Origin of the sequence: Amycolatopsis kentuckyensis (genome assembly GCF_041679295.1) — a bacterium.
In the GTDB taxonomy this organism is placed as follows: Bacteria; Actinomycetota; Actinomycetes; order Mycobacteriales; family Pseudonocardiaceae; genus Amycolatopsis; species Amycolatopsis kentuckyensis_A.
Genome location: NZ_JBGDMD010000007.1, coordinates 138,658 through 161,951, shown reverse-complemented (window position 1 = coordinate 161,951; position 23,294 = coordinate 138,658). Strand labels below are relative to the sequence as shown.

The following is a 23,294-nucleotide window of genomic DNA, read 5'->3' as shown; positions in this document are numbered from 1 at the left end:
CGTCCGAAGGGGACGTTCTGCTCCCGGTGCGGGGGTGGTCACCCGGCCGGGCTGCGCGGGCAGGGTGGATGGGGCGGGCGTTCGGCCGATGCGGCGCGGGCTGCCGCACCACGGCGGCGAGGGCGGACCTTCCGCCGCGCCCGATCAACGGCGGGTGCGCGGCCGGCCGGTTCGGCGCGTTGTGCTCCGGATGCCGCCGGGGCGGGAGGCTCACCCGGCGGCATCCGGACGTCTCAGGGGCGGATGACCTCGGCGATCGCGTCGATGCCGCGGTCCAGCTCTTCGCACGTGATCACCAGCGGCGGCGCCACGCGCAGCGTGCGCTCGTGCGTCTCCTTGCACAGCACGCCGCGGCCGGCCAGGGCCTCCGACGCCTCGCGGCCCGACGGACCGCCCGGGGCGATGTCGATGCCCGCCCACAGGCCGCGGCCCCGGACCTCCGACAGCCCGGTGCCGATCAGCGAGTTCAGCCGGCCGTGCAGGTGCGCGCCCAGCTCCGTCGAGCGCTGCTGGAACTCGCCCGTCGCCAGCAGCTTGACCACCGCGCGGCCGATCGCGCAGGCCAGGGGGTTGCCGCCGAACGTCGAGCCGTGCTCGCCCGGCTTCAGCACGCCCAGCACGTCGCGGCGGCCGACCACCGCGGACACCGGCATGATGCCGCCGCCGAGGGCCTTGCCCAGCGTGTACACGTCGGCGCGGACGCCTTCGTGGTCCAGCGCCAGCACCGTGCCCGTGCGGGCCAGCCCGGACTGGATCTCGTCGGCGATCAGCAGCACGCCGTGTTCGTCGCACGCCGCGCGGACGTCGGCGAAGTAGCCCTCCGGCGGCACGATCACGCCGGCCTCGCCCTGCACCGGCTCCAGCAGCACCGCGGCGGTGCGCGGGGTGATCGCGTCGCGCAGCGCGGCCGCGTCGCCGTACTTCACCGTGACGAAGCCGGGCGTGAACGGGCCGAAGTCGGCGCGCGCGGTCTCGTCGGTCGAGAACGACACGATCGTGGTCGTCCGGCCGTGGAAGTTGGAGCCGGCGACGATGATCTCGGCGGTGCCGTCCGGCACGCCCTTGACCCGGTGCGCCCACTTCCGGGCGATCTTGACCGCCGACTCGACGGCCTCGGCGCCGGAGTTCATCGGCAGCACCAGCTCGGTGCCGGTCAGCTCGGCCAGCTCGCGGCAGAACAGGCCCAGCTGGTCGTGGTGGAACGCCCGCGACGTCAGCGTGACGCGGCCGAGCTGGTCCACGGCGGCGGCGATCAGGTCCGGGTGGCGGTGGCCGAAGTTCAGGGCCGAGTAGCCGGACAGGAAGTCCAGGTAGGAGCGGCCTTCGACGTCGGTCACCGAAGCACCGGAAGCCTCGGCGATCACGACGGGCAGGGGGTGGTAGTTGTGCGTGCTCCACCGCTCGTCGAGCTCGATGAAGCTCGCGGCGGTGGGGGCGGCGGTCTCCCGGCCGGCGAACGTCGTCATGCGTTCAGGTTAAAGGCAGAAGACGCAGAGTTCAGCCGGGAATCATTGCTTTCACCCGTCGTTCGTTGCGCAATCCGCACGCAACACCCGCGAAACATTGCTCGGCGATTGACGACCGGTTTGGTAAGCAGTAACTTACCGTTCGTGGCGACTTACGGAAGCGACCAGCTGGCCGCCCTCGCCGACCCTTCGCGCCGCGCGATCTTCGAGGCGCTGCGCGACGGGCCGCGCGCGGTCGGCGAGCTGGCCGCGGACCTGCCGATCAGCCGCCCGGCCGTCTCCCAGCACCTGAAGGTGCTCAAGGAGGCCGGCCTGGTCACCGACCGGGCCGCCGGCACCAAGCGGCTCTACCGGCTGGAACCGGCCGGCCTCGCCGCCCTGCGCGCCTATCTCGACGGGATGTGGTCGGACGCGCTGAAGTCCTTCGCCGAACTGGCGGAATCCACCGAAGAGGAGCAGCCATGACCGTGGAGCCGTTCCGCAAGAGCGTCGTCGTCGCGTGCTCGCGCGAGCACGCGTTCAAGACCTACACCGAGGCCTTCGACAGCTGGTGGCCGCGCGAGCACCACCTCGGGGAAGCCGACCTCGCCGAGGCCGTCCTGGAACCGAAGGCCGGTGGCCGCTGGTACGAGAAGACCGTCGACGGCGCCGAGTGCGACTGGGGCGAGGTGCTCGTCTGGGAGCCGCCGGCCCGGGTGGTGCTGTCCTGGCGGATCGACGGCGACTGGAAGCCCGACCCGGACCCGGCGCACGCCAGCGAAATCGAGGTCAGGTTCGTCGAGGAGGGGCCGCGCAGCACGCGTGTCGAGCTGGAGCACCGGGCTTTCGAGCGGCACGGCGCGGACGCGGCGAAGATCCGCCGTGGCGTCTCCAGCGAGGGCGGGCACGACCGGGGGCTGGCCCTGTTCGCCGAGAAAGCTGCGACCTGAGCGGGTAGTTTCGCGGGATGGCGAAGAAGGACGCAGGAAGCCGGGTCCGGGACGCGCTGCGCGTCGGCGCGGAGCTGCCGGACCCGGGTTCGACCCCGGTCGGCCCCGGCAAGAAGCCCAAGGCGCTGGCCAAGCTCGACGGCGCCGGCGAGCGGTTGTCGGCGCTGCAGGAGGCCCTCTACGCCGAGGGCGTCGGCGGCGGCACCCGCAGCGTGCTGCTCGTGCTGCAGGGCATGGACACCTCCGGCAAGGGCGGCACGGTCTCGCACGTGCTCGGCCTGGTCAACCCGATGGGCGTCCGGTACGCGGCCTTCAAGAAGCCGACCGCCGCCGAGCGGCGCCACCACTACCTGTGGCGGATCCGCAAGCAGCTGCCGGCGCCCGGCCAGATCGGCGTCTTCGACCGCTCGCACTACGAGGACATCCTCGTCCCGCAGGTGTCCGGGTTGCTCACCGCGGCCGAGCGCCGCCGCCGGTACGCCGAGATCACCGCGTTCGAAGCGGAGCTGGCCGAGGCGGGCACGACCGTGCTCAAGGTGTTCCTGCACATCTCGCCCGAAGAGCAGCTCAAGCGGCTCAAAGCCCGGCTCGTCACGCCCGAGAAGCGCTGGAAGTACAACCCGGGCGACCTGGAAGCGCGCTCGCACTGGCCGGCCTACCAGGAGGCCTACGCCGGCATCTTCGCGAAGACCGCGCCCTGGTACGCGGTGCCGGCCGACCACAAGTGGTACCGCAACTGGGCCGTCGCCGAACTGCTGATCGAGACCCTGACGGAGCTGAAGCCGCGGTTCCCCGAACCGGACTACGACGTCGACGCGGAGCTGGCGAAGCTCAAGGGCGTTGGCGTATCCGCGTGATCGTCTGAAAGAGTGCGGGCGTGACCGATGTCGACGACCTCCCGTTCCTCCGCAAGCAGGCCCGGACCCAGCGCTTCACCCTCGGCGCGCCGAAGGAGTTCCGGGTCGCCCCGGACGCCTCGCGCGTGCTGTTCCTGCGCGCGGAGTCGGGCACCGACCCCCGGCACAGCCTCTGGTCGGCCGATCCGGCGACCGGGGCCGAGACGAAGCTGGTCGACGCCGTCGAGCTGCTGCCCGGCGAGGAGGAGCTGCCCGCCGAGGAGCGCGCGCGCCGCGAACGCGCCCGCGAGGCCGGCGGCGGCGTCGTCCACTACGGCGTCGACGCGGGCTTCACGGTCGCCGCGTTCTCGCTTTCGGGCAAGCTGTACACCTTGGACCTCGCGTCCGGTGAGGTGACGCTGCGCGTCGACGGCGCCGTCATCGACCCGCGGCCGGACCCGACCGGGAAGCACGTCGCCTACGTGCAGAACCGGCGGCTGCACGTCATGGAGCTGGCCACCGGCGACGACCGCGTGCTGGTCGAAGAGGACGGCGAGGACATCGCCTGGGGCCTCGCCGAGTTCATCGCGGCCGAGGAGATGGACCGCACCCGCGGTTACTGGTGGGCCCCGGACGGCCGGAGCATCCTCGCCGAGCGCTCCGACCGCGGCCCGGTGCCGCGCTGGACCATCGCCGACCCGGCCAACCCGCAGAACCCGGCGAACGTCGTCGCGTACCCGGCGGCGGGCACCACGAACGCGCTCGTTTCCCTGGCCGTGCTCGGCCTCGACGGCTCCCGCGTGGACGTCGCGCCGGGCGAGTGGGAGTACCTGGCCTCGGTGCACTGGTCGGCCGGCGGCGCGCCGCTGCTCGCCGTCCAGCCGCGCGATCAGAAGCGGATGGACGTCCTGGGCCTGGACGTCGCCGACGGCTCGACGTCGGTGCTGTACACCGCCACCGACCAGCACTGGGTCGACATCGTCGGCGGGGTCCCGGCGTGGACGCCGGACGGCCGCCTGGTCGTCGAGGGCATGGTGGACGGCGACCACCGGCTGTTCGTCGGCGGCGAGGCCGTCACCCCGGCCGGATTGCAGCTGCGCGCCGTCCTCGACGTCGGCGACGAGATCCTCTTCAGCGCGTCCGAGGACGACCCGACGCAGATCCACGTGTTCCGGACCGACGGCGCTTCGGTGCGGCGCCTGTCCACTGTGGACGGCGTGCACCACGGTGCCGGAAACGCCGCGGTCACCGTGCTCTCGTCGTGGAGCCTGGAGCACAGCGGGCCGCGGGTTTCGGTGCTGCGGGACGGTTCGCCGGTCGCGTCCATCGAGACGTCCACTGTGGACCCGGACATCGTGCCCAACCTGACCTGGCTGACGCTGGGGGAGCGGGGGTTGCGCGCGGCGCTGCTCCTGCCGCGCGGGTACGAGCCCAGTGAGGGCAAGCTGCCGGTGCTGCTCGACCCGTACGGCGGGCCGCACGCGCAGCGCGTCCTGCAGAGCCGCAACGCCTTCCTGACGTCGCAGTGGCTGGCCGACCAGGGTTTCGCGGTGCTCGTCGCGGACGGCCGCGGCACGCCCGGCCGCGGCGCGGTGTGGGAACGCGAGGTCGCCGGCCGCCTCGCCGACGTGACGCTGCAGGACCAGGTGGACGCGCTGCAGGCGGCGGCCGCGTCTCATCCGGAGCTGGACTTGGAACGCGTGGCGATCCGCGGGTGGTCGTACGGCGGCTACCTGTCGGCGCTGGCGGTGCTGCGCCGGCCGGACGTGTTCCACGCGGCGGTCGCGGGCGCGCCGGTCACCGACTGGTCGCTGTACGACACGCACTACACCGAGCGGTACCTGGGGAAGCCGCAGGACGAGCCGGAGAGCTACGCGCACAACTCGCTGATCGAGAGCGCGGGCGAGCTGAGCCGCGCGCTGCTGATCGTGCACGGGCTGGCCGACGACAACGTGTTCGTCGCGCACGCGCTGCGGTTGTCGTCGGCGTTGCTGGCGAAGGGGCGGTCGCACGTGTTCCTGCCGCTGGCGGGCGCGACCCACATGACGCCGCAGGCCGAAGAGGTCGCGGAGAACCTGATGCGCACGCAGGTCGACTGGCTGCTGCGCGAGCTTTCCGCCGTGGACAAGGAGAACGCATGAGCCGATGGGGCCTCACGATCCCGTTGACCGGGGTGCCGCTGACGGCGCACCGGGAGATGGTCGAACAGCTGCCGGACCTGGGCTACACCGACGCGTGGACGGCGGAGACGGCGGGCACCGACGCGTTCACGCCGTTGGTCCTGGCCTCGCAGTGGGCGCCGCAGCTGCGCCTCGGCACGGCGATCGTCCCGGTGTACACGCGTGGCCCGGGCCTGCTGGCGATGCAGGCGGCGACGGTCGCGGAGCTGGCACCCGGCCGGTTCGTGCTGGGCATCGGCGCCTCGTCCCCGGTGATCGTCTCCCAGTGGAACGCGGCGTCCTTCGAAGAGCCGTTCGCGCGGTCCCGTGACACGCTGCGGTTCCTGCGTTCGGCGCTGGCGGGGGAGAAGGTCAGCGAAAAGTACGACACGTTCGCGGTGTCGAAGTTCCGGCTGGAGCGCCCGGCCGACCCGCCGCCGTCGATCATGCTGGCGGCGCTGCGCCCGGGCATGCTCAAGCTGGCGGCGCGTGAAGCGGACGGCGCAATCACGAACTGGCTGGCGGCTTCGGACGTCCCGAAGGTGCGGTCGGTGGTGGGCCCGGACGTCGAGCTGGCGGCCCGGATCTTCGTCTGCCCCACGGAGGACGCCGACGCGGCGCGCGGGCTGGGGCGGATGCTGATTTCGAGCTACCTGACGGTCCCGGTGTACGCGGCGTTCCACGAGTGGCTGGGCCGCGGTCCGCAGCTGGCCCCGATGCACGAAGCGTGGGCGGCGGGGGACCGGCAGCAGGCCAACCAGGTGATCCCGGACTCGGTCGTGGACGAGCTGGTGATCCACGGCAGCGTGGAGTCGTGCCGGGAGCAGGTCCAGTCCTATGTGGACAACGGGTTGACGACGCCGATCATCGCGTTGCTGCCGACCGGCGGGGACCCGTTCGAGCAGGTGCGCGGGCTCGCGCCGCGCTGACCCCGGTTGCCGGCGCCCCAATGTGGCCTTCGGTGCGTCAGACGCACCGAAGGCCACATTGGGTGCGTTGAATCAGCACCGCGGCGCGAAGCGCCTCCGTTGAGGGTGGCGGTGGGGGCATCGGTGGAGCAACCAAGGCCGCATTGGGGCGCTCGGGTCAGGACCAGATCGCCGTGGCGAGGAGCAGGCCGAGAGCGCCCGAAGCCAGACCGGCGACCACCGTCACCAGCACGTTGAGCACCGCGTACAGCCGCGTCTTCTCCAGGAACAGCCGCACGGTCTCGTAGCCGAACGTCGAGAACGTCGTCAACCCTCCGCAGAACCCCACGGCCACCAGCGCGCGCACCGATGACGGCTCAGCGCCGTGCAGGAGCCAGCCGCTCAGGAACCCCAGGATGAACGAGCCGATGATGTTCACCGTCAGCGTCCCGAACGGGAACGGCGAATCGCGCCACGACTGCACCCGGCGGTCGGTCAGGTAGCGCAGGATCGACCCCGCCGCTCCGCCGACGGCCACCAGGACCACCGTCACTCCGTCCGCCCCACGTAGCGGACCACCTCGACCTGGTCGAGCGTCACCAGGCCCTCGCCGATCAGCTCGTCCAGCTGCGGCAGGAACTCCCGCAGCTTCTCCTCGCGGTCGATGATCACGATGACCACCGGCAGGTCCTCCGACAGCGACAGGATCCGCGTCGTGTGGATCAGCGACGACGCGCCGTAGCCCTCGACGCCGCGAAGCACCGAAGCACCCGCGAGGCCCGCGTCGCGGGCTCGCCGGACGATCTCGTGGTAGAGCGGCTTGTGGTGCCAGTGGTCGTCTTCCCCGAGGTAGATCGTGAGCCGGGTGGCCGGTCCTTCCATCAGCGCCCCTTCCGCACCGCGCGCGTCGCCGTCAGGCCGGCGGTCACCGCCGCCAGGCACAGCACCAGCGACGCGGCCACGTACGCCAAGGATCCCACGAGACGCCCGGTCGTCGCCGCGTCGAGGGTGTCGGTCACGAACGTGGAGAACGTCGTGAACCCGCCGAGGATCCCGACCCCGAGGAACGGCCGGAGCAGGTGGTGGGGGCGCGCGGTGGTGGTCAGCAGCGCCATCAGGACGCCGATGAGCAGGCAGCCGAGGACGTTGGTGAGCAGCGTCGCGACGGCGAACTCGCCGCGGGCGTGCGGGATCGCCACGGACAGGCCGTAGCGGGCGAGGCTGCCCAGCGCGCCGCCGGCGCCGATCGCCGCGAGGACGTCCCACCGGGGCACGTGATCACCTCCTGCGGCGAACCTACCCCCGGCGGCCGGGCCCCCTCGTCCCGGCCGCCGCGCCGCGCGCTACGCCGGCCGGATGTTCTGGTTGACGTGGAACGCGTTGTCCGGGTCGTACCGCCGCTTCACCGCCGCCAAGCGCTCGTAGTTCGCGCCGTACGACGCCTTCACCCGGTCCTGGCCCTCCTCCATCATGAAGTTGACGTACGCCCCGCCCGCCGACGTCGGGTGCAGGTCCTCCCAGTACTCCCGCGTCCACTGCGAGATCGCCTCGGCTTGCGAGGGCGACGGGTCCACCCCGACGATCACGCCCGACCAGCCGCCCGACCGGTGCGGGAACGCCGTCGCGTCCGGGGCGACCCGGCTCGCCGCGCCGTCGATCGGGTACAGGTGCATCGTCGAGTGCATCGTCGGCAGGTCCGCGCCGTGCTTGACGTGGACCTCGATCGCCGCGTCGGAGATCTCGTGGAACACGTCCGCCCGCCAGTACCACTGCAGGCCGGCCGGGTACAGCGCGTCGAACGCCCCCTGCAACGCCGTGTACGGCATCTCCTGCAGGCCGACCAGCAACGGCGACCCGAACGAGCGGACCGGCGCCAGCACTTCGTCCGCCTTGTCGTGCGCGCCCGTGTAGCACCAGACGATGCCGCACGCCTTGCGGCCCCACAGCTCCTCCGGGAACGGCGGTGCCGGCGGGATCGTCAGCAGGCCGAACCAGCCGTTCAGCTCCTCGGGCAGCGACGGCAGCAGCTCGCGGTACCAGCGCAGCACGTCGGGCGCGTCGGCCAGGTCGTAGAGCACCGGCCCGCCGATCACCACGCCGTGCTCGCCGATGTCGTGGCAGCGGAACGTGAACGACGTGACGACGCCGAAGTTGCCGCCCCCGCCGCGCAGGGCCCAGAACAGGTCCGGGTGCGACGACTCCGAAGCGTGCACGAACGAGCCGTCCGCGAGCACGACGTCCGCGCCGAGCAGGTTGTCGACCGTCAGGCCGAAGCGGCGGGCCAGGTAGCCGATGCCGCCGCCGAGCGTCAGGCCCGCGACGCCCGTCGAGGCGACGACGCCGGAGGGCGTCGCCATCCCGAACGCGACCGTCGCGTGGTCGACGTCGCCCCACGTGCACCCCGCGTCGGCGCGGACGGTGTGGTTGACCGGGTCGACGGTGGTGCTGCGCAGCCCGGACAGGTCGATGACCAGCGCGCCGTCGGCGACGCCGAGGCCGCCCGCGTTGTGGCCGCCGCCGCGCACGGCCAGGTCCAGGCCCTGTTCGCGCCCGTAGCGGACGCAGGTGACGACGTCGGCGGCGTCGCGGCAGTAGGCGATCGCCGCCGGGCGCTTGTCGATCATGGCGTTGTAGACCGCGCGGGCTTCGTCGTAGCCCGGGTCGGCCGGCGTGACGAGGTCGCCGCGCAGCGCGGTGGCCAGTTCCTCGTGCGGCAGTGCGGTGGTGGTCATGGTGCCCCTCTCGGATTTCCCGTACCGGGGGGAACCTAGGCAGCGGGCGTTCGCGCAGCGTTCGGTCCGTTCGGGCGGCGTCAGGACGGGAGCCGAACGCCCAGGTCCGCCTCCGCCCGCCGCCGCAGGGCGACGCTGCCCTGGACGCGGGCCAGCTCGGCGGCCGCCCGCAGGCGGGGGACCGGATCGGCGTCGTGGGCGGCCCGCAGCCGGAGCACCTCCGGCAGCCACCAGCGGTCGTCGCGGGCTTCGCCGGCGGCGAGGGCGGCGTCCAGCGTCGCGCGGGCCGCCGCCGGGGGCGCGAGCTCGGCGACCAGCGTCAGCCAGTACGGCATCCGGGCGAACGACCCCTCGGCCTTGAGGTTCGCGACGCCCTCCTGCGCCGCGGCCAGCCCGGCCGCGCCGCCGCGGGCCCAGCCGCCCAGGACGAGCGCCCACTCGCGGTAGTAGGCGAAGCCGTACCGGTCGCACAGCGCGTGCAGCTCCGTGACGGCCGTCCACAGCGCCGGCCGGTCCCCGCGCATCTGGTGGGTGATCCCGGCGTACGCCAGGGCGATGGCCAGGCTGTACGGCTGCTCGATCCGGCGGGCCAGCGCGATCGCGTCGGCACTGCTCGCCACGGCCGCGTCGTCGTGGCCGAGCAGCCAGTGGGCGTGCGCCGCCCAGGCCGGGCCGTGCACGTCCGGCCGGGTGCCGATCGGCCACGACGACGCCCCGCGCGTGCGCTCGGCGCCGAGCTCGAAGTGCCGCAGCGCCTCGGCCGGGTCGTGCCCGAGGGTCAGCGACGAGCCCGCGACGATGAAGTGCGCCGAGCCGCCCTGCTCGGCGCTGGTGCCGGGGACGAGCAGCGTGAGGGCCCGCTCGGCGGCTTCGTGGGCCTCCGCCGTCCGGCCCTGGACGAACCGCGACGACCACAGTTCCAGCAGCGCGGTCAGCGCGGACTCCTTGCTGCCGCCGGTCTCCGCGAGCGCGAGCGACCGTTCCAGGACGTGCTGCAGCTCGGGGGAGGAGTACCCGCGGTGGGCGTTGAGCGGCCCGGCGAGCGCTTCGAGGATGTCGAGCTCGGCGCGGTCGCGGTTGCCGCTCGCCGGACGCGCGCGGACGAGCGTCAGCGCCTCCTTCAGCAACCGGATCGCCTCGGCGTGCGCGAACGTCCGGGCGGCGACGGCGGCGGCCCGCCGGTAGTGCTCGACAGCGCGGTCCGGGCGCCCGCCGCGGGCGTACTGCTCGGCCAGCTGCGCCGCCACGGCGTCGGTGTCGTCGGCGTGCAGCAGCTCCAGGCCCTGGGCCAGCCGCCGGTGCAGCAGCCACCGCCGCGGCGGGCTGACCTGCTGGTAGGCGGCCTCGCGCAGGAGGTCGTGGGTGAAGTCGTAGCCGCCGCCGACCTCGCGCACGATCCGGCGCCGCCACAGCTCGTCGACGGCCTCGACGACGGTGTCGGCGTCGAGGTCGCTCGCCTCGGTGAGCAGCTCGAGGGTGACGTCCCGGCCCGCCGCGGCGGCCAGCCCGGCGACTTCGCGGGCCGCCGGGCCGGGTTGTTCGAGGCGGGCCCGCAGCACGCCGTCCAGCCGGCCGGACGGCGGGGAAGCGTTGGTGCGCAACGCTTCCACGACGTAGAGCGGGAACCCGCCGGTGGCCGCGTGCAGCAGGGTGCGGTCCGACGCGGACAACGGGCGTCCGGCCACCGCTTCGCCGAGGTGCGCGGTGCCGTCGGCGTCGAACGGGCGCAGCGGCAGCTCGGTCAGCTTGCCGTCGTCGCGCAGCCGGCCGGTCCAGGCGGCCACGCCCGGGTCGAGGTCGCCGTCGCGCAGCGTCCCGGCGACCAGCAGCGGCGCGTCGGGCAGGAGGCCGAGGCAGAAGGCGAGGAACGCGCCCGTCTCTTCGTCGCACCACTGCACGTTGTCGAGCACCAGCAGGACGGGCCGGTCGCCGGCGGTGAGCGCGCGGGCGAGCCCCTCGAAGAAGCGCAGGCGCTGCCACGCGTCGACGGTCGGGTGCCCGCCCGCGGCCGGGCGCGCGGCCGGCCGCAGCCGGTCGACCTCGGCGCGCCACCCCGGGTCGAGGGCCGCGGCCGCGCGCTGCACGGCGGGCGTACGCAGCCAGTCGGCCACCGGCGCGAGCGGGAGCTGCCCGGCCGAGCCGAAGCAGCGTCCGGTCGCGACGACGGCGCCTTCCGCGCGCGCCAGCCCGGCGAGCTCGGTGACGAGCCGCGTCTTGCCGACGCCGGCGTCGCCGCGCACGAGGACGATCCCGGCCCGGCCCGCGGCGGCCGCGTGCCACCGCTCGCCGAGCCGCGCCAGCTCGGCCGCCCGGCCGACGAGCCCGGTGGCGGCCGCCCGCCGGACCTCGGGACCGGGCCGGTCGAGCAGCCGGCGCAGGGCCGCGCGGGTCGGTTCGGCCGGGACGACGCCGAGCTCGCGTTCGAGGACCGACGCGCACCGGTGGTACGTGCCGACCGCGCCCGCGCGGTCGCCGGCGTCGGCCTGCAGCCCCATCAGCGTCCGGTAGCCGGTCTCTTCGAGGGGGCGCAGGCGGATCCGGCGGCGGGCCGCGGCGAGCGCGGCGGCCGGGTCGCCCGCCGGGGTCCGGCAGATGAGGTCGCACAGCTCGACGCACTGGCGGTCGAGCTCGGCGCGGGCGGCCAGGACCCAGTCGTCGGCCAGGCCGGGCAGCAGCTCGCCGCGGTGGGCCGCGAGCGCGGTCCGGGCGTGGGCGACGGCTTCGCCGGGGTCTTCGGCGGCCAGCGCGGCCCGGTAGGCGACGTCGAACTCCCGCACGTCCACCCGGGTCGACGGCGTGTCCCGCCAGCACAGGTCCCGCCCGGTGACGGCGAGCGAGGGCAGGTCGCCGAGCACGCGGCGCAGCTGGTGCAGCTCGCGGCGGAGGTTGGTCAGGGCCTGCGCGTCGGTGGAGTCCGGCCAGAACAGCCCCGCGAGCAGGCGCCGCGGCTGGGCCAGCCCGGCGTGCACGACGAGGTGGGCCACCAGCGCGACCGACCGCGGCGACCGCGTCAGCACGGTGCCGGTCGTGTCGTCGGCGATGACCTGCTCGCCCAGCAGCGAGACGCGCAGCACCCGGCCACGCTAGCCCGGAACCGGATCCGCGCGCGGATCTTCACCCGCGGGGGGTTGCGCCGGGGCGTCCGGGTGCGCAGGCTCGACACCGTGAGCGCGCACGAGTACGACCTCATCGTCATCGGTTCGGGCCCCGGCGGCCAGAAGGCCGCCATCGCCGCGGCGAAGCTCGGCAAGCGGGTGGCGGTCGTGGACCGGCACGACATGGTCGGCGGGGTGTGCGTCAACACCGGCACGATCCCGTCCAAGACGCTGCGCGAGGCCGTGCTCTACCTGACCGGCATGAACCAGCGCGAGCTGTACGGCGCCAGCTACCGCGTCAAGCAGGACATCACGATCGCCGACCTGCTGGCGCGCACGCAGCACGTCGTCGGGCGTGAGGTCCAGGTCGTGCGGGCGCAGCTGATGCGCAACCACGTCGACCTGATCTCCGGCACGGGCTCGTTCGCCGACCCGCACACGGTGGTCGTCGAAAGCAAGCACCCCGGCGACCGCCGGACGCTGAGCGCGGACTACGTCGTGATCGCCACCGGCACCCGCCCGGCGCGCCCGGCCCAGGTGGACTTCGACGCCGCGCGCGTGCTCGACTCCGACGAGATCCTGCAGCTGGAGCAGATCCCGTCGTCGCTGGTCGTGGTGGGCGCGGGCGTGATCGGGATCGAGTACGCGTCGATGTTCGCGGCACTCGGCTCGCGCGTCACCGTGGTGGAGCAGCGCGACCAGATGCTCGACTTCTGCGACCCGGAGATCGTGGAGTCGCTGAAGTTCCAGCTGCGCGACCTCGGCGTGACGTTCCGCTTCGGCGAGAAGGTCGCGGACGTGGCGGTGTCCGACGACGCGACGATCACGACGCTGGTCAGCGGCAAGCGCATCCCGGCCGACGGCGTCATGTACTCCGCGGGCCGCCAGGGCATGACGGGCGAGCTGGCGCTGGACGCGGCCGGGCTGTCGTCGGACGAGCGCGGCCGCCTGGTCGTCGACGAGAACTACCGCACCGAGGTGCCGCACATCTACGCGGTCGGCGACGTGATCGGCTTCCCGGCACTGGCGGCGACGTCGATGGACCAGGGCCGGCTCGCGGCGTACCACGCGTTCGGCGAACCGGCGAACGGCCTGGGCGCGCTGCAGCCGATCGGCATCTACACGATCCCGGAGATCTCGTACGTGGGCGCGACGGAGGCCCAGCTGACGTCGTCGTCGGTGCCGTACGAGGTGGGCATCGCGCGCTACCGCGAGCTGGCGCGCGGCCAGATCACCGGGGACAGCTACGGGATGCTGAAGCTGCTGGTGTCCACCAAGGACCGGAAGCTGCTGGGGGTCCACGTGTTCGGCACGGGCGCGACGGACCTGGTCCACATCGGACAGGCGGTGATGGGCTGCGGCGGGACGGTCGATTACCTCGTGGACGCGGTGTTCAACTATCCGACGCTGTCGGAGGCGTACAAGGTGGCCGCTTTGGACGCGACGAACAAGATCCGGGCGCTGGACCGCTTCTCGTCCTGATCTGGCGCGGCAGCCGCGCAGATCAGCCGAAGCGTCCCAGGAGTCACACCCGCACCACGCGGATTCGCCTGCGGCGAACCGGTTTGACACTCGACTAGAACATATGTTCGACTGGCGCGGTGCGATGGGATCGGCAGCGAGCGGGGGAGGGTGAGCCGGCACTGCCCGGGCTGGAGGGCCTGGTGCGGTCCGTGCGGTCACCGGAGTTCGACGGCGTCACCTTTCACGAGGTGCACGCGCGCTCCGTGCTGAACAAGGTGCCCTCGGGTTCCGGCGTTCCCTTCAACTGGACCGTCAACCCGTACCGCGGCTGTTCCCACGCCTGCACGTACTGCCTCGAAGGCGGCACGAAGATCCTCCTGGCGGACGGCCGCACCCGGGCGCTGTCCGAACTGAAGGTCGGCGACGAGATCTACGGCACCCGCGGCCACGGCGCGTCCCGCCGGCTCGTGCCCACCCGCGTCGAAGCGCACTGGACGACCCTGCGCGCCGCCTACCGCGTGACCCTGGACGACGGCACCCGGCTCGTCGCCGGCGGCGACCACCGGTTCCTCACGAGCAAGGGCTGGAAGCACGTCACCGGCAGCAAGTTCGGCGCCGCGCAACGGCCGCACCTCGAACCCGGCACCGAGCTCATCGGCGTCGGCCGGTTCGAGCCGACGCCGGACGAGACGCTCGGCTACCGGGCCGGCTACCTGTGCGGGATGCTGCGCTCCGGCGGGTTCGCCGCGGAACCGGACGCGGCCACCCGCGCCCTCGGGTACCTGCCCGACTTCGGCGCGTCCGTCGGGTTCCTCCAGGTGCCGCCGGACCCGGACGCGCACTGGCAGCGCGGGTTCCTCGCCGGCGTCTTCGACCTGGCGGGCGACTACGGCCGCGGCGTCCTCGCCGTCGCGCACGACGAACCCGAGATCATCGAGGCCTTCGCCGCCGCGCTCACCCGCTTCGGCTTCGCGCACCAGATCGACGAAGTGCCGAAGTTCCCCGCGCGGCAGGAGGTCCGGCTGCTCGGCGGGACCGCGGAGGTGCTGCGGTTCCTGCACGTGGGCAACCCGGCGGTGGCGTGGAAGCGATCGCTCGACGGCGCGGTGATCGGCGCGAGCCGCCGCAGCGTCGAGACGATCGAGCCACTGGGACTGCAACTGCCGCTGTTCGACATCACCACCGGCACCGGCGACTTCATCGCCGACGGCATGGTGTCCCACAACTGCTTCGCCCGGAACACCCACACGTACCTGGATTTCGACGCGGGCCACGACTTCGACACGCAGGTGGTCGTGAAGGTCAACGCGCCGGAGGTCCTGGCGGCGCAGCTGAAGCGGCCGTCGTGGCGGCGCGAGCCGGTGGCGATGGGCACGAACACCGACCCGTACCAGCGCGCGGAGGGCCGCTACCGGCTGATGCCGGGGATCATCACGGCGCTGGCCCGCTCGGGGACGCCGCTGTCGGTGCTGACGAAGGGCACGGTCCTGGCGCGCGATCTGCCGCTGCTGCAGGAGGTGGCCCGGGACGTACCGGTGTCGCTCGCGGTCTCGCTGGCGTTGCTGGACGGCGAGCTGCAGCACCGTCTCGAACCGGGTACGCCGAGCCCCCGGGCGCGGCTGGAGCTGATCCGCAAGGCTCGCGACGCGGGGCTGCCGTGCTCGGTGCTGGTGGCGCCGGTGCTGCCGTGGTTGACGGACTCGGCCGAGGCGCTGGACGCGTTGTTCGCCCGGCTGGCCGAAGCGGGCGCGACGAGCGCGACGGTGATTCCGCTGCATTTGCGCCCAGGTGCGCGGGAGTGGTTCGGCCGGTGGCTGGCGGGGACGTACCCGGAGCTGGTGCCGAGGTACCGCGAGTTGTACGCGCGGGGGAGTTACGTGCAGAAGGCGTATCGGGAGCGGTTGGGGCAGCGGGTGGCGCCGCTGCTCCGGCGGCACGGGTTGCTGCGGAGCCGCGGGGAGGATTCGCGGGGGATGGAGGTGGTGCCCGAGCCGCGGATCGAGGTGCCGGCGGCGGAGCAGCTGCGGCTGCTTTGAGCCCGATGGCGCGGGAGCCGCGGCGGCCCGCGACCGCGCGGGCGTGGCGAACCCGCTTGGCCGTCGCCTGCGGCCGAGTGGATCCGTCCGCGGCCCGCGGCCGCGTGGCGTGGCGAACACGCTTGGCCGTCGCCCGCGGCGGAGCGGATCCGCCTGCTCCGCGGCCGCGACCGCGCGGACCTCGCGAACCCGCTCGGCCATCCGCCGCGCCCGCTGTCCTTTGTGGACAACCGCCACCCGCGGTACGTGATCACCCGCCTCGCCGCCGTGTGGGTGAAGGCGTCACCCCATCGTCCCCGGAGCCGTGCGAACTGCGCCGTTCGCCGTAGTCCTCACCCGATTGCGCGGCCGAGTCGGGGGCTTGCGGAAAAATGTCCGATCGTGTCGTTGTCGCTCCGGCTCGCCGACGCCTAACGTCGAAGGGATCGATGCGGAAGGGAGAGCGGCGAATGACGACCTCGCAGACCGACCGGGTCGCGGCCGCCCGGCTCGCGTGGGCCGCCCTGAAGCTGACCCGGGCCGGGCGGCACCCCGTCAGCGTCGAGCGGCTGGCCGCCACCGTCGGCGTCGCCCCCGTCGAAGCGCGCCGGCTCGTCGAACTGATCGGCTTCACCCTGCACCGCGACCTCGTCAGCACCGGACCCGCGCCGCGCGGCGCCCACCACCGCCTCGAACCGGCCGAAGGCACCCTCGGCGCCGGCCCCGACGGCACCGTCGACATGTTCCTGCTGGCCATCGCCACCGGCGAGCGCGTGCACGCGGCCGCGACCTGCCCGGTCACCGGCACCCGCATCCGGATCGACCTCACCCCGCACGCGATCGTGCAGGCCGACCCGTCTTCGGCCGTCGTCGCGGCCGTCGACCTGGGCTTCGGCCTCGACCACGCCGACGCCGTCGCCTGCGCCGGCCAGCCGTTCTTCTCGTCCGCCTCGGCGGCCGCGAGCTGGCTCGTCGCCCATCCCGGCGGCCGCATCTACCGGGTCGCCGCCTACCTGGCCCAGGCCCACCGGCTGGTCGCCGCGCTCGAGACCCGGCCGAAGTTCGTGCTCTGACCACCGCGCAACCCAAGCCTGCCGACGTCGTACGCTGGGTGGTTCGTTAGCCTTTCCGGGCAGCGATAACCCCAGGTCGAAGGAGAGCAGTCGCAGTGCTCCGCACTCACAACGCCGGCACCCTGCGTGCCGGACAGGCCGGACAGGCCGTCACCCTCACCGGATGGGTGGCCCGGCGGCGCGATCACGGCGGCGTCATCTTCATCGACCTCCGCGATGCCAGCGGCGTCGCCCAGGTCGTCTTCCGCGAAGGTGAAATGGCCGAGCGCGCGCACGCGCTGCGCTCGGAGTTCTGCGTGAAGATCGTCGGCGAGGTCGCGAAGCGCCCCGAAGGCAACGCGAACGCCGAGATCCCCACCGGCGAGATCGAGGTCCTCGCGACCCAGCTCGAGGTGCTCTCCGAAGCCGCGCCGCTGCCGTTCCCGATCGACGACCGCGTCGACGTCGGCGAAGAGGTCCGCCTCAAGCACCGCTACCTCGACCTGCGCCGCAGCGGCCCGGCCGCGGCCATGCGGCTGCGCAGCGAGGTCAGCCGCGCCGCGCGCGAGGTGCTGCACGCCCAGGACTTCGTCGAGATCGAGACCCCGACGATGACCCGCTCGACGCCCGAAGGCGCGCGCGACTTCCTGGTGCCCGCGCGGCTCAAGCCCGGCTCCTGGTACGCGCTGCCGCAGTCGCCGCAGCTGTTCAAGCAGCTGCTCATGGTCGGCGGCATGGAGCGCTACTACCAGATCGCCCGCTGCTACCGCGACGAAGACTTCCGCGCCGACCGGCAGCCCGAGTTCACCCAGCTCGACATCGAGATGAGCTTCGTCGAGCAGGACGACGTCATCGCGCTCGGCGAGGACATCGTCTCCGCGCTGTGGAAGCTGATCGGGCACGAGATCCCGCGGCCGATCCCGCGCATCACCTACCACGAGGCGATGGCCAAGTACGGCTCGGACAAGCCGGACCTGCGCTTCGACCTCGAGATCACCGACATGACGGAGTTCTTCGCCGACACGCCGTTCCGCGTGTTCCAGGCCCCGTACGTCGGCGCGGTCGTCATGGCCGGCGGCGCCGACCAGCCGCGCCGCCAGCTCGACGCGTGGCAGGAGTGGGCCAAGCAGCGCGGCGCGCGCGGCCTCGCGTACATCCTCGTCAACGAAGACGGCACCCTCGGCGGGCCGGTCGCCAAGAACCTGTCCGAGACCGAGCGCGAGAACGTCGCCGCCGCGGCGGGCGCCAAGCCGGGCGACTGCATCTTCTTCTCCGCGGGCAAGGCGTCGAGCACGCAGCCGCTGCTCGGCGCCGCGCGCGACGAGATCGGCAAGCGCCTCGGCCTGATCGACGAGGACGCCTGGTCGTTCGTGTGGGTCGTCGACGCGCCGCTGTTCGCGCCGGTCGAGGACATCGGCGACGACGTCGCCGTCGGCTCCGGCAAGTGGACGGCGGTGCACCACGCGTTCACCTCGCCGACCCCGGAGTGGATCGACAAGTTCGAGCAGGACCCGGGCAACGCGCTCGCCTACGCCTACGACATCGTCTGCAACGGCAACGAGATCGGCGGCGGCTCGATCCGTATCCACCGCGGCGACGTCCAGAAGCGCGTCTTCAACCTGATGGGCCTCGGCGACGAGGAAGCGCAGGAGAAGTTCGGCTTCCTGCTCGACGCCTTCGCCTTCGGCCCGCCGCCGCACGGCGGCATCGCGTTCGGCTGGGACCGCATCGTCATGCTGCTGGCCAAGGCCGACTCGCTGCGGGACGTCATCGCGTTCCCGAAGACCGGCGGCGGCTACGACCCGCTGACCGCGGCGCCCGCGCCGATCACGGCGCAGCAGCGCAAGGAAGCGGGCATCGACGCGAAGCCGGCGCCCGCCCCGCAGAACTAGTGCTGCACCTCAGGGCCGTGTGCCCGCCGGAAGTCACCGCGCAAGCGCTGGACGTCCTGCGGGCCCACGCCGGGACGGCGCACCTGATCGCGCACCGCGGCGCCGCCGTGGAACCGGCGGGTGACCTGGTCGAGGCCGACATCGCGCGCGAGGCGGCCGACGAGATCGTCGACGCGCTGTGCGGGCTCGGCCTCGACCACACCGGCGGCATCACGCTCGAAGCCCTCGACACCGCGCTGTCCGACGCCGCCGACCGGGCGGAGGAGGCGGCGCCGGGCGAGGGCGCGGACGCCGTCGTGTGGGAGGAGCTGGTCGCCCGCACGGGCGAGGAGTCGCGGATGAACGTGACGTTCCTGGCGTTCCTCACCATCGCCTGCCTGCTGGCCGCGGTCGGCGTGCTGACGAACTCCGCGGTGACGATCGTCGGCGCGATGGTCGTCGGCCCCGAGTTCGGGCCGCTGGCCGCGCTCGCGGTCGGGCTCGTGCTGCGCCGCGGGGACCTGCTCCGCCGGGCGAGCGCGGCGCTGGGCGTCGGCTTCCCGCTGGCGATGGTCGTGACGCTGGGTGGCGCGCTGCTCGTGCGCGCGACCGACGTCTTCGGCGAACAGGCCTTCCAGCTGGACCAGAACCACGAAGTCGACTTCGTGTTCTCCGTCGGCGTGCCGTCCCTGGTCGTCGCGATGCTCGCCGGCGCCGCCGGGATGCTCGCCATGACGTCGGCGAAGTCGGCCGCGCTCGTGGGCGTCTTCATCTCCGTGACGACGGTGCCGGCCGCGGGTTACGCGGTCATCGCGGCCGTGGCGGGGGAGTGGAGCCGGTGCCTCCAGTCGGTCGGCCAGCTGCTCGTCAACCTTCTCGGAATCGTTGCAGCAGCGGCCATTGTGTTGACTCTGCGCCGGAATGGGCAACGTTCACGGGTGGGAACGCGTCCGCTTTCACGGGGATGACCGGTCCGGACGGGGGGCTTCTTGTCCGGATGTCAGTAGTCGTGGTTGCTCAGTCACGAGTAGGGTCGGTGACAATGACAGTCGACACCTCCTCCTCCGGCGACGCTGGGGTCGGGGCAGGAGCCGAGCAGCTCGCCGTGGCCGCGGCGGTCGCGGCGGGCGAGTCCGTTCTTTCGCGCCGGTTCGGCAGTGCGATCACGCTGGTCGCGCCGGAGGACCTGGCGGGGAGCGGGCCGGCGACGGTCGTCCGGGCGCGGGTGGTGTCGTCGTCCTTCGCGCTGCCGCGCACGCTGGTCATCAAGCACTACCCGGAGTCACCGGCGGCGGGTGACGCCGACCCGTTCGCGCAGGAGGCGGTCAGCTACCAGCTGTTCACCGCGCTGGCGCCGGACGAGCGGATGTGCCCGGAGCTGCTGGCCCACGACGGCCGCGACCGCGTCCTGGTGCTGGAGGACCTCGGCCGCACGCCGACGCTGGAGGACAAGCTCTACGCCCGCGACTCCCGCGCGGCCGAGCGCGCGCTGCTGTCGTGGGCGCGGTCGCTGGGCCGGCTGCACGCGAGCACGGCGGGGCGCGAGGCGGACTTCAACGCGTTGCTGCGGCGCCTGGGCGGCCCGGCGAAGAACGACGCTCGCGGTGACGACGAGCTGTGCGCGAGGGTGCCGGCGGTGATCCAGGAGCGCCTCGGCATCCCGGCGCCGGAAGAGGTGCTGACGCAGGTGGCGGAGGCGCTGGAGCAGTCGCGGTCGGCGGGGTTCCGCGCGTTCAGCCCGGTGGAGCTGAGCCCGGACAACAACCTGGTGACGGGCGAGAGCGTCCGCTTCCTGGACTTCGAGTACGGCTGCGTCCGATCGGCCCTGGTCGACGCGGCGCACTTGCGGCTGCCGTTCGCGAGCTGGCCGGACGCGCTGGCCCTGCCGGCGGGCATGAGCGAAGCGATGATCGCGGCGTGGCGCGCGGAGGTGGTCGGGGTGTGGCCGGCCTTCGCCGACGACGACGTGCTGGCCGAGCACTTGACGACCAGCGAGCTGCTGCGGGTGTGGGTGATCACGGGGGAGGAGCTGGGATCGCTGGATTTGTCCCGGCACGCCGCCCCGGTCAGCCGCGAGGCGGCGTTGGTGACCTGGTGGCGGGATTTGGCGAAGCACGCGGGGTATGTGCGGATGACGGCGGTGTCGGAGTTCGCGGCCCGGGTGGCGGCGGCGTTGGCGGCGCGGTTGGGGCCGCACGCGGATTTGGCGTTCTACCCGGCGTTCCGGTGAGGGTGGGGCGGTTTGTCCACAGGGTGGCCGTGATGGGGATGGGTTGGGCTGATGGGGGCTTATTCGGGCTGGTCTGTCGGACCCTCTCGATACGCTGGTAGCGGGGGCAGCCCCCAGGGAGGGTGGGCTTTTCTTTCGGGCGGGGGAGGGGCGGTTCTGCCGTCGAAGGTGTGGCTTGCTGTTGAATGGGCGGCTGTGCCGCCGAAGGGGCGGCTCTGCTGCTGAACGTCGCCTTTGAGGCTCGCGCAACGAGTCGTTCATCTCGCCGGATGCGATGAACGAGTCGTTGATGACCGTCGAAGCTCGGCATCCTGCTGAAGCGCCTCTTCGGCCTGGCGTTCCGCGGGCGGGGCCGGGAACAGCTGTCCTGCCAAAGCGCCTTCCGGCACCCCGAAGCTGTCATTGTGACTACGGCCGGCAACACCGCGTCAAGGCGGGAAAGATGCCTTGACCCGGCGTTGCCGGCCGTGTTGTGGCTTCGGATCGGGGTGCGGGGGAGTCTGGGTTCTCGTCGGTGCCCGTTCTCGGGGGCCTCTCGCCTTTGGCGTCGGCCTTCGTGGCGAGGCGGTGGGCAGTCTTTCAGGCGGCGGTTGGCGGCTGGCATGAACGAGTCGTTCACCTCGCCGGATGCGATGAACGAGTCGTTGATGACCATCGAAGCTCGGTATCCCGCTGAAGCGCCTCTTCGGCCCGGCGTTCCGCGGGCGGTGGTGCCGGACGGAGCATCGCCCCACCCGGCTTTGCCGGAGCCCTGTCGTCAAGCGACATGAATGAGTCATACACGTCATCCCACCAAGCGCCAACCACCCCCCGAACTGGACATTTCCGGCTCCTGTGAACTGAGCGTCAAGAATTAGGCGCTCCGTCCCAGGCGCGTTACCTCGTCCTCACCGGGTGTGAGTCTCCGTGGCCGATGGTCGTGGGCGTGACCGTGATCAGTGTCGAAGTCACTCCCGAACCCTCCCGGCCCGCCCGCCCCGCCCTGGCGGCCGTGCCTGCCGCGGCCGTGCCCGCGCTCAAGCACGCCGAGCGGCTCGTCGTGCTCGGGGACTCCACCGCCGTCGGGCTCGGGGATCCGCTGCCCAAGCGGGGCGGCTGGCGGGGTGTCGGCCCGCTCGTCGCCGCCGCGCTCGGGGTCGGCCCCGCCGGCTACCTCAATCCCGCCTTCACCGGTGCTCGGATGCGGTGCGTGCTCACCGAGCAGGTGCCCGCCGCCGTCGCGCACCGGCCGGATGTCGCCTTGCTCGTCGCCGGGATGAACGACACCCTGCGGCCCGACTTCGACGCCGCCCGGATCGCCGCCGACCTCACCGAAGTCATCCGACGGCTCCGCGAAGTGGACACCACCGTCGTCCCGGTCCGGTTCCACGACCACAGCAGGGTCTTCCGCCTGCCGCCGTCGCTCAAGCGCGCCCTCAGCGCCCGCGTCGCCGAGCTGAACGCCGCCATCGACGAGGTCGTCGCCCGCGAAGGCGTCCCCTGCCTCGACCTCGACCGCCTGCCCGGTGCCTACGACCTCACCGTCTGGAGCGTCGACCGGCTGCACCCCTCCGAACTCGGTCACCGCCTCCTCGCCGACGGCTTCACCGCCCTGCTCGCCGAAGCCGGCTTCGCCGTGCCGGAGCCGGTCAGCCTCACGTGCGGCGGCGGGGTCGAGCCGAGCGCCGCGGGGCACGTGGGGTGGCTGGTGCTCAAGGGAATCCCGTGGCTCTGGCGCCGCGGCCGCGAGTTCCTGCCCTACGCCGCCGTCATCATGTGGAACTCGTTCCGCGCCCGCTGAACACCCGCAACGCCTCCGCGTCCGAAGCCGGGTTGCGGACGAAGTAGTCCGCCCATTCCTCGATGCCCGGATAGCCCGACCGCGCGGCCAGGAAGCGACACGCCTCCTCGACGTCGTACGACGTCCGCCGCAGCTGGACCCCGTCGCCGAGCAACGCCCAGTGCGCACCCCGGGCGCCGTAGGGCATTCCGACGCTGCCGGGGTTGACGACCAGCCGCCGGTCGGCCAGCCGGACGAACGGCATGTGCGTGTGCCCGCAGACGATCGTGGATTCCGTGGCGCCGTCGAGGACTTCCGCCCACCGCTCCAGCGGGCTGTCGACGAGCGCGATCTCCGTGTCGTCGCGCGGGGTCGCGTGGCAGTACAGCACGCCGTCCAGCGACACGGTGAGCGGCAGCGCGTCCAAGATCGGCAGATCCGCGGGACGCAGCTGCCGCGCCGCCCAGGGGAAGATCGGGTCCGGGACGAACTTCCCGGTCCCGCGCGCCGACGCCGCCAGCTCGCGGTCGGCGTTGCCCCGCACCCAAACCGCCCGCGAGCCCAGCGAACGGAGCCGGTCCAGGGTCTCCACCGGCATCGGGCCGGCCAGCACGTCCCCGAGCAGCACGATCCGGTCCGCCGCCGCCACGTCCGGCTCCGCCAGCACGGCCTCCAGCGCGGGGAGGACGCCGTGGATGTCCGCCAGCACCGCCACCTTCATCGCCCCACCCTCGGACACGGCAAGCGCCCCGGGCGAGCGATTTCGCCCAGGGCGCAA

Annotated in this window: 19 protein-coding genes; 12 read left to right on the top strand and 7 right to left on the bottom strand. The window is 72.9% G+C overall.

The window, feature by feature from the left end; translation table 11 throughout:
* Positions 1 to 233 precede the first annotated feature (233 nt).
* A complete protein-coding gene (gene rocD, locus ACERZO_RS29605) occupies positions 234 to 1,466 on the bottom strand; it encodes an ornithine--oxo-acid transaminase (RefSeq protein WP_372668057.1) in 1,233 nt (410 codons plus the stop codon).
* Between the two features lie 144 nt (positions 1,467 to 1,610).
* Between rocD and ACERZO_RS29600 the strand changes: the two genes are divergently transcribed.
* From ACERZO_RS29600 to ACERZO_RS29580, 5 genes are read left to right on the top strand one after another with little or no spacing between them, the layout of a single operon-like run.
* Positions 1,611 to 1,931 (top strand): ArsR/SmtB family transcription factor, encoded by a 321-nt coding sequence (locus ACERZO_RS29600; RefSeq protein WP_372668056.1) that lies wholly within the window; start codon positions 1,611 to 1,613, stop codon positions 1,929 to 1,931.
* Entirely contained in the window at positions 1,928 to 2,395 is a 468-nt protein-coding gene (locus ACERZO_RS29595) for an SRPBCC family protein (RefSeq protein WP_372668055.1), read from the top strand. Before ACERZO_RS29600 ends, ACERZO_RS29595 begins: the two co-directional genes overlap by 4 nt.
* A gap of 17 nt (positions 2,396 to 2,412) precedes the next feature.
* Positions 2,413 to 3,252, top strand: coding sequence for a PPK2 family polyphosphate kinase (locus ACERZO_RS29590; protein ID WP_372668054.1), 840 nt, complete (start codon positions 2,413 to 2,415; stop codon positions 3,250 to 3,252).
* 20 nt (positions 3,253 to 3,272) lie between these two features.
* Positions 3,273 to 5,372: a S9 family peptidase gene (locus tag ACERZO_RS29585; RefSeq protein ID WP_372668053.1), complete on the top strand. Its 2,100-nt coding sequence runs from the start codon at positions 3,273 to 3,275 to the stop codon at positions 5,370 to 5,372.
* Entirely contained in the window at positions 5,369 to 6,319 is a 951-nt protein-coding gene (locus ACERZO_RS29580; RefSeq protein WP_372668052.1) for an LLM class F420-dependent oxidoreductase, read from the top strand. The genes ACERZO_RS29585 and ACERZO_RS29580 overlap by 4 nt, the downstream gene beginning before the upstream one ends.
* Positions 6,320 to 6,476: 157 nt before the next feature.
* On the opposite strand, the gene crcB is transcribed toward ACERZO_RS29580, so the two are convergent.
* The 5 genes from crcB to ACERZO_RS29555 form a co-directional block, all read right to left on the bottom strand.
* Positions 6,477 to 6,851: a fluoride efflux transporter CrcB gene (gene crcB / locus ACERZO_RS29575; protein WP_372668051.1), complete on the bottom strand. Its 375-nt coding sequence runs from the start codon at positions 6,849 to 6,851 to the stop codon at positions 6,477 to 6,479.
* The gene (locus ACERZO_RS29570) at positions 6,848 to 7,180 is read right to left on the bottom strand and encodes a DUF190 domain-containing protein (protein ID WP_372668050.1); all 333 of its coding nucleotides are present in this window, start codon (positions 7,178 to 7,180) and stop codon (positions 6,848 to 6,850) included. The genes crcB and ACERZO_RS29570 overlap by 4 nt, the downstream gene beginning before the upstream one ends.
* The gene (locus ACERZO_RS29565) at positions 7,180 to 7,572 is read right to left on the bottom strand and encodes a fluoride efflux transporter FluC (RefSeq protein WP_372668049.1); all 393 of its coding nucleotides are present in this window, start codon (positions 7,570 to 7,572) and stop codon (positions 7,180 to 7,182) included. Before ACERZO_RS29565 ends, ACERZO_RS29570 begins: the two co-directional genes overlap by 1 nt.
* A 69-nt stretch (positions 7,573 to 7,641) precedes the next feature.
* Complete coding sequence (locus ACERZO_RS29560) at positions 7,642 to 9,030, bottom strand: FAD-binding oxidoreductase (protein WP_372668048.1); 1,389 nt, start codon at positions 9,028 to 9,030, stop codon at positions 7,642 to 7,644.
* A gap of 80 nt (positions 9,031 to 9,110) precedes the next feature.
* Complete coding sequence (locus ACERZO_RS29555; RefSeq protein ID WP_372668047.1) at positions 9,111 to 12,104, bottom strand: ATP-binding protein; 2,994 nt, start codon at positions 12,102 to 12,104, stop codon at positions 9,111 to 9,113.
* A 90-nt stretch (positions 12,105 to 12,194) separates the two neighbouring features.
* Here ACERZO_RS29555 and sthA point away from each other — a divergent pair, with 90 nt between their 5' ends.
* The 7 genes from sthA (at position 12,195) to ACERZO_RS29520 (ending at position 22,537) form a co-directional block, all read left to right on the top strand.
* Positions 12,195 to 13,607, top strand: coding sequence for a Si-specific NAD(P)(+) transhydrogenase (gene sthA, locus ACERZO_RS29550; protein WP_372668046.1), 1,413 nt, complete (start codon positions 12,195 to 12,197; stop codon positions 13,605 to 13,607).
* 119 nt (positions 13,608 to 13,726) lie between these two features.
* Positions 13,727 to 15,625 (top strand): intein-containing Rv2578c family radical SAM protein, encoded by a 1,899-nt coding sequence (locus ACERZO_RS29545; RefSeq protein ID WP_372668045.1) that lies wholly within the window; start codon positions 13,727 to 13,729, stop codon positions 15,623 to 15,625.
* Positions 15,626 to 16,074: 449 nt separating this feature from the next.
* The gene (merB, locus tag ACERZO_RS29540) at positions 16,075 to 16,677 is read left to right on the top strand and encodes an organomercurial lyase (RefSeq protein ID WP_372668044.1); all 603 of its coding nucleotides are present in this window, start codon (positions 16,075 to 16,077) and stop codon (positions 16,675 to 16,677) included.
* A gap of 95 nt (positions 16,678 to 16,772) precedes the next feature.
* Positions 16,773 to 18,548, top strand: a complete 1,776-nt coding sequence (gene aspS / locus ACERZO_RS29535; RefSeq protein ID WP_372668043.1) for an aspartate--tRNA ligase — start codon at positions 16,773 to 16,775, stop codon at positions 18,546 to 18,548.
* Complete coding sequence (locus tag ACERZO_RS29530; protein ID WP_372668042.1) at positions 18,548 to 19,495, top strand: DUF389 domain-containing protein; 948 nt, start codon at positions 18,548 to 18,550, stop codon at positions 19,493 to 19,495. The genes aspS and ACERZO_RS29530 overlap by 1 nt, the downstream gene beginning before the upstream one ends.
* A 74-nt stretch (positions 19,496 to 19,569) precedes the next feature.
* Positions 19,570 to 20,757, top strand: coding sequence for a phosphotransferase (locus tag ACERZO_RS29525; RefSeq protein WP_372668041.1), 1,188 nt, complete (start codon positions 19,570 to 19,572; stop codon positions 20,755 to 20,757).
* A 913-nt stretch (positions 20,758 to 21,670) separates the two neighbouring features.
* The gene (locus tag ACERZO_RS29520; protein ID WP_372668040.1) at positions 21,671 to 22,537 is read left to right on the top strand and encodes an SGNH/GDSL hydrolase family protein; all 867 of its coding nucleotides are present in this window, start codon (positions 21,671 to 21,673) and stop codon (positions 22,535 to 22,537) included.
* Here ACERZO_RS29520 and ACERZO_RS29515 read toward each other — a convergent pair.
* A complete protein-coding gene (locus ACERZO_RS29515; RefSeq protein ID WP_372668039.1) occupies positions 22,509 to 23,237 on the bottom strand; it encodes a metallophosphoesterase family protein in 729 nt (242 codons plus the stop codon). The genes ACERZO_RS29520 and ACERZO_RS29515 overlap by 29 nt on opposite strands.
* Between the last annotated feature and the right edge of the window lie 57 nt (positions 23,238 to 23,294).

What these genes read in the sequence shown, in the direction of transcription:
- rocD (WP_372668057.1), bottom strand. Translation starts at nt 1,466, where the DNA reads ATGACGACGTTCGCCGGCCGGGAGACCGCCGCCCCCACCGCCGCGAGC.
- ACERZO_RS29595 (WP_372668055.1), top strand. Translation starts at nt 1,928, where the DNA reads ATGACCGTGGAGCCGTTCCGCAAGAGCGTCGTCGTCGCGTGCTCGCGC.
- ACERZO_RS29590 (WP_372668054.1), top strand. Translation starts at nt 2,413, where the DNA reads ATGGCGAAGAAGGACGCAGGAAGCCGGGTCCGGGACGCGCTGCGCGTC.
- ACERZO_RS29580 (WP_372668052.1), top strand. Translation starts at nt 5,369, where the DNA reads ATGAGCCGATGGGGCCTCACGATCCCGTTGACCGGGGTGCCGCTGACG.
- ACERZO_RS29570 (WP_372668050.1), bottom strand. Translation starts at nt 7,180, where the DNA reads ATGGAAGGACCGGCCACCCGGCTCACGATCTACCTCGGGGAAGACGAC.
- ACERZO_RS29560 (WP_372668048.1), bottom strand. Translation starts at nt 9,030, where the DNA reads ATGACCACCACCGCACTGCCGCACGAGGAACTGGCCACCGCGCTGCGC.
- merB (WP_372668044.1), top strand. Translation starts at nt 16,075, where the DNA reads ATGACGACCTCGCAGACCGACCGGGTCGCGGCCGCCCGGCTCGCGTGG.
- ACERZO_RS29525 (WP_372668041.1), top strand. Translation starts at nt 19,570, where the DNA reads ATGACAGTCGACACCTCCTCCTCCGGCGACGCTGGGGTCGGGGCAGGA.
- ACERZO_RS29520 (WP_372668040.1), top strand. Translation starts at nt 21,671, where the DNA reads ATGGTCGTGGGCGTGACCGTGATCAGTGTCGAAGTCACTCCCGAACCC.
- ACERZO_RS29515 (WP_372668039.1), bottom strand. Translation starts at nt 23,237, where the DNA reads ATGAAGGTGGCGGTGCTGGCGGACATCCACGGCGTCCTCCCCGCGCTG.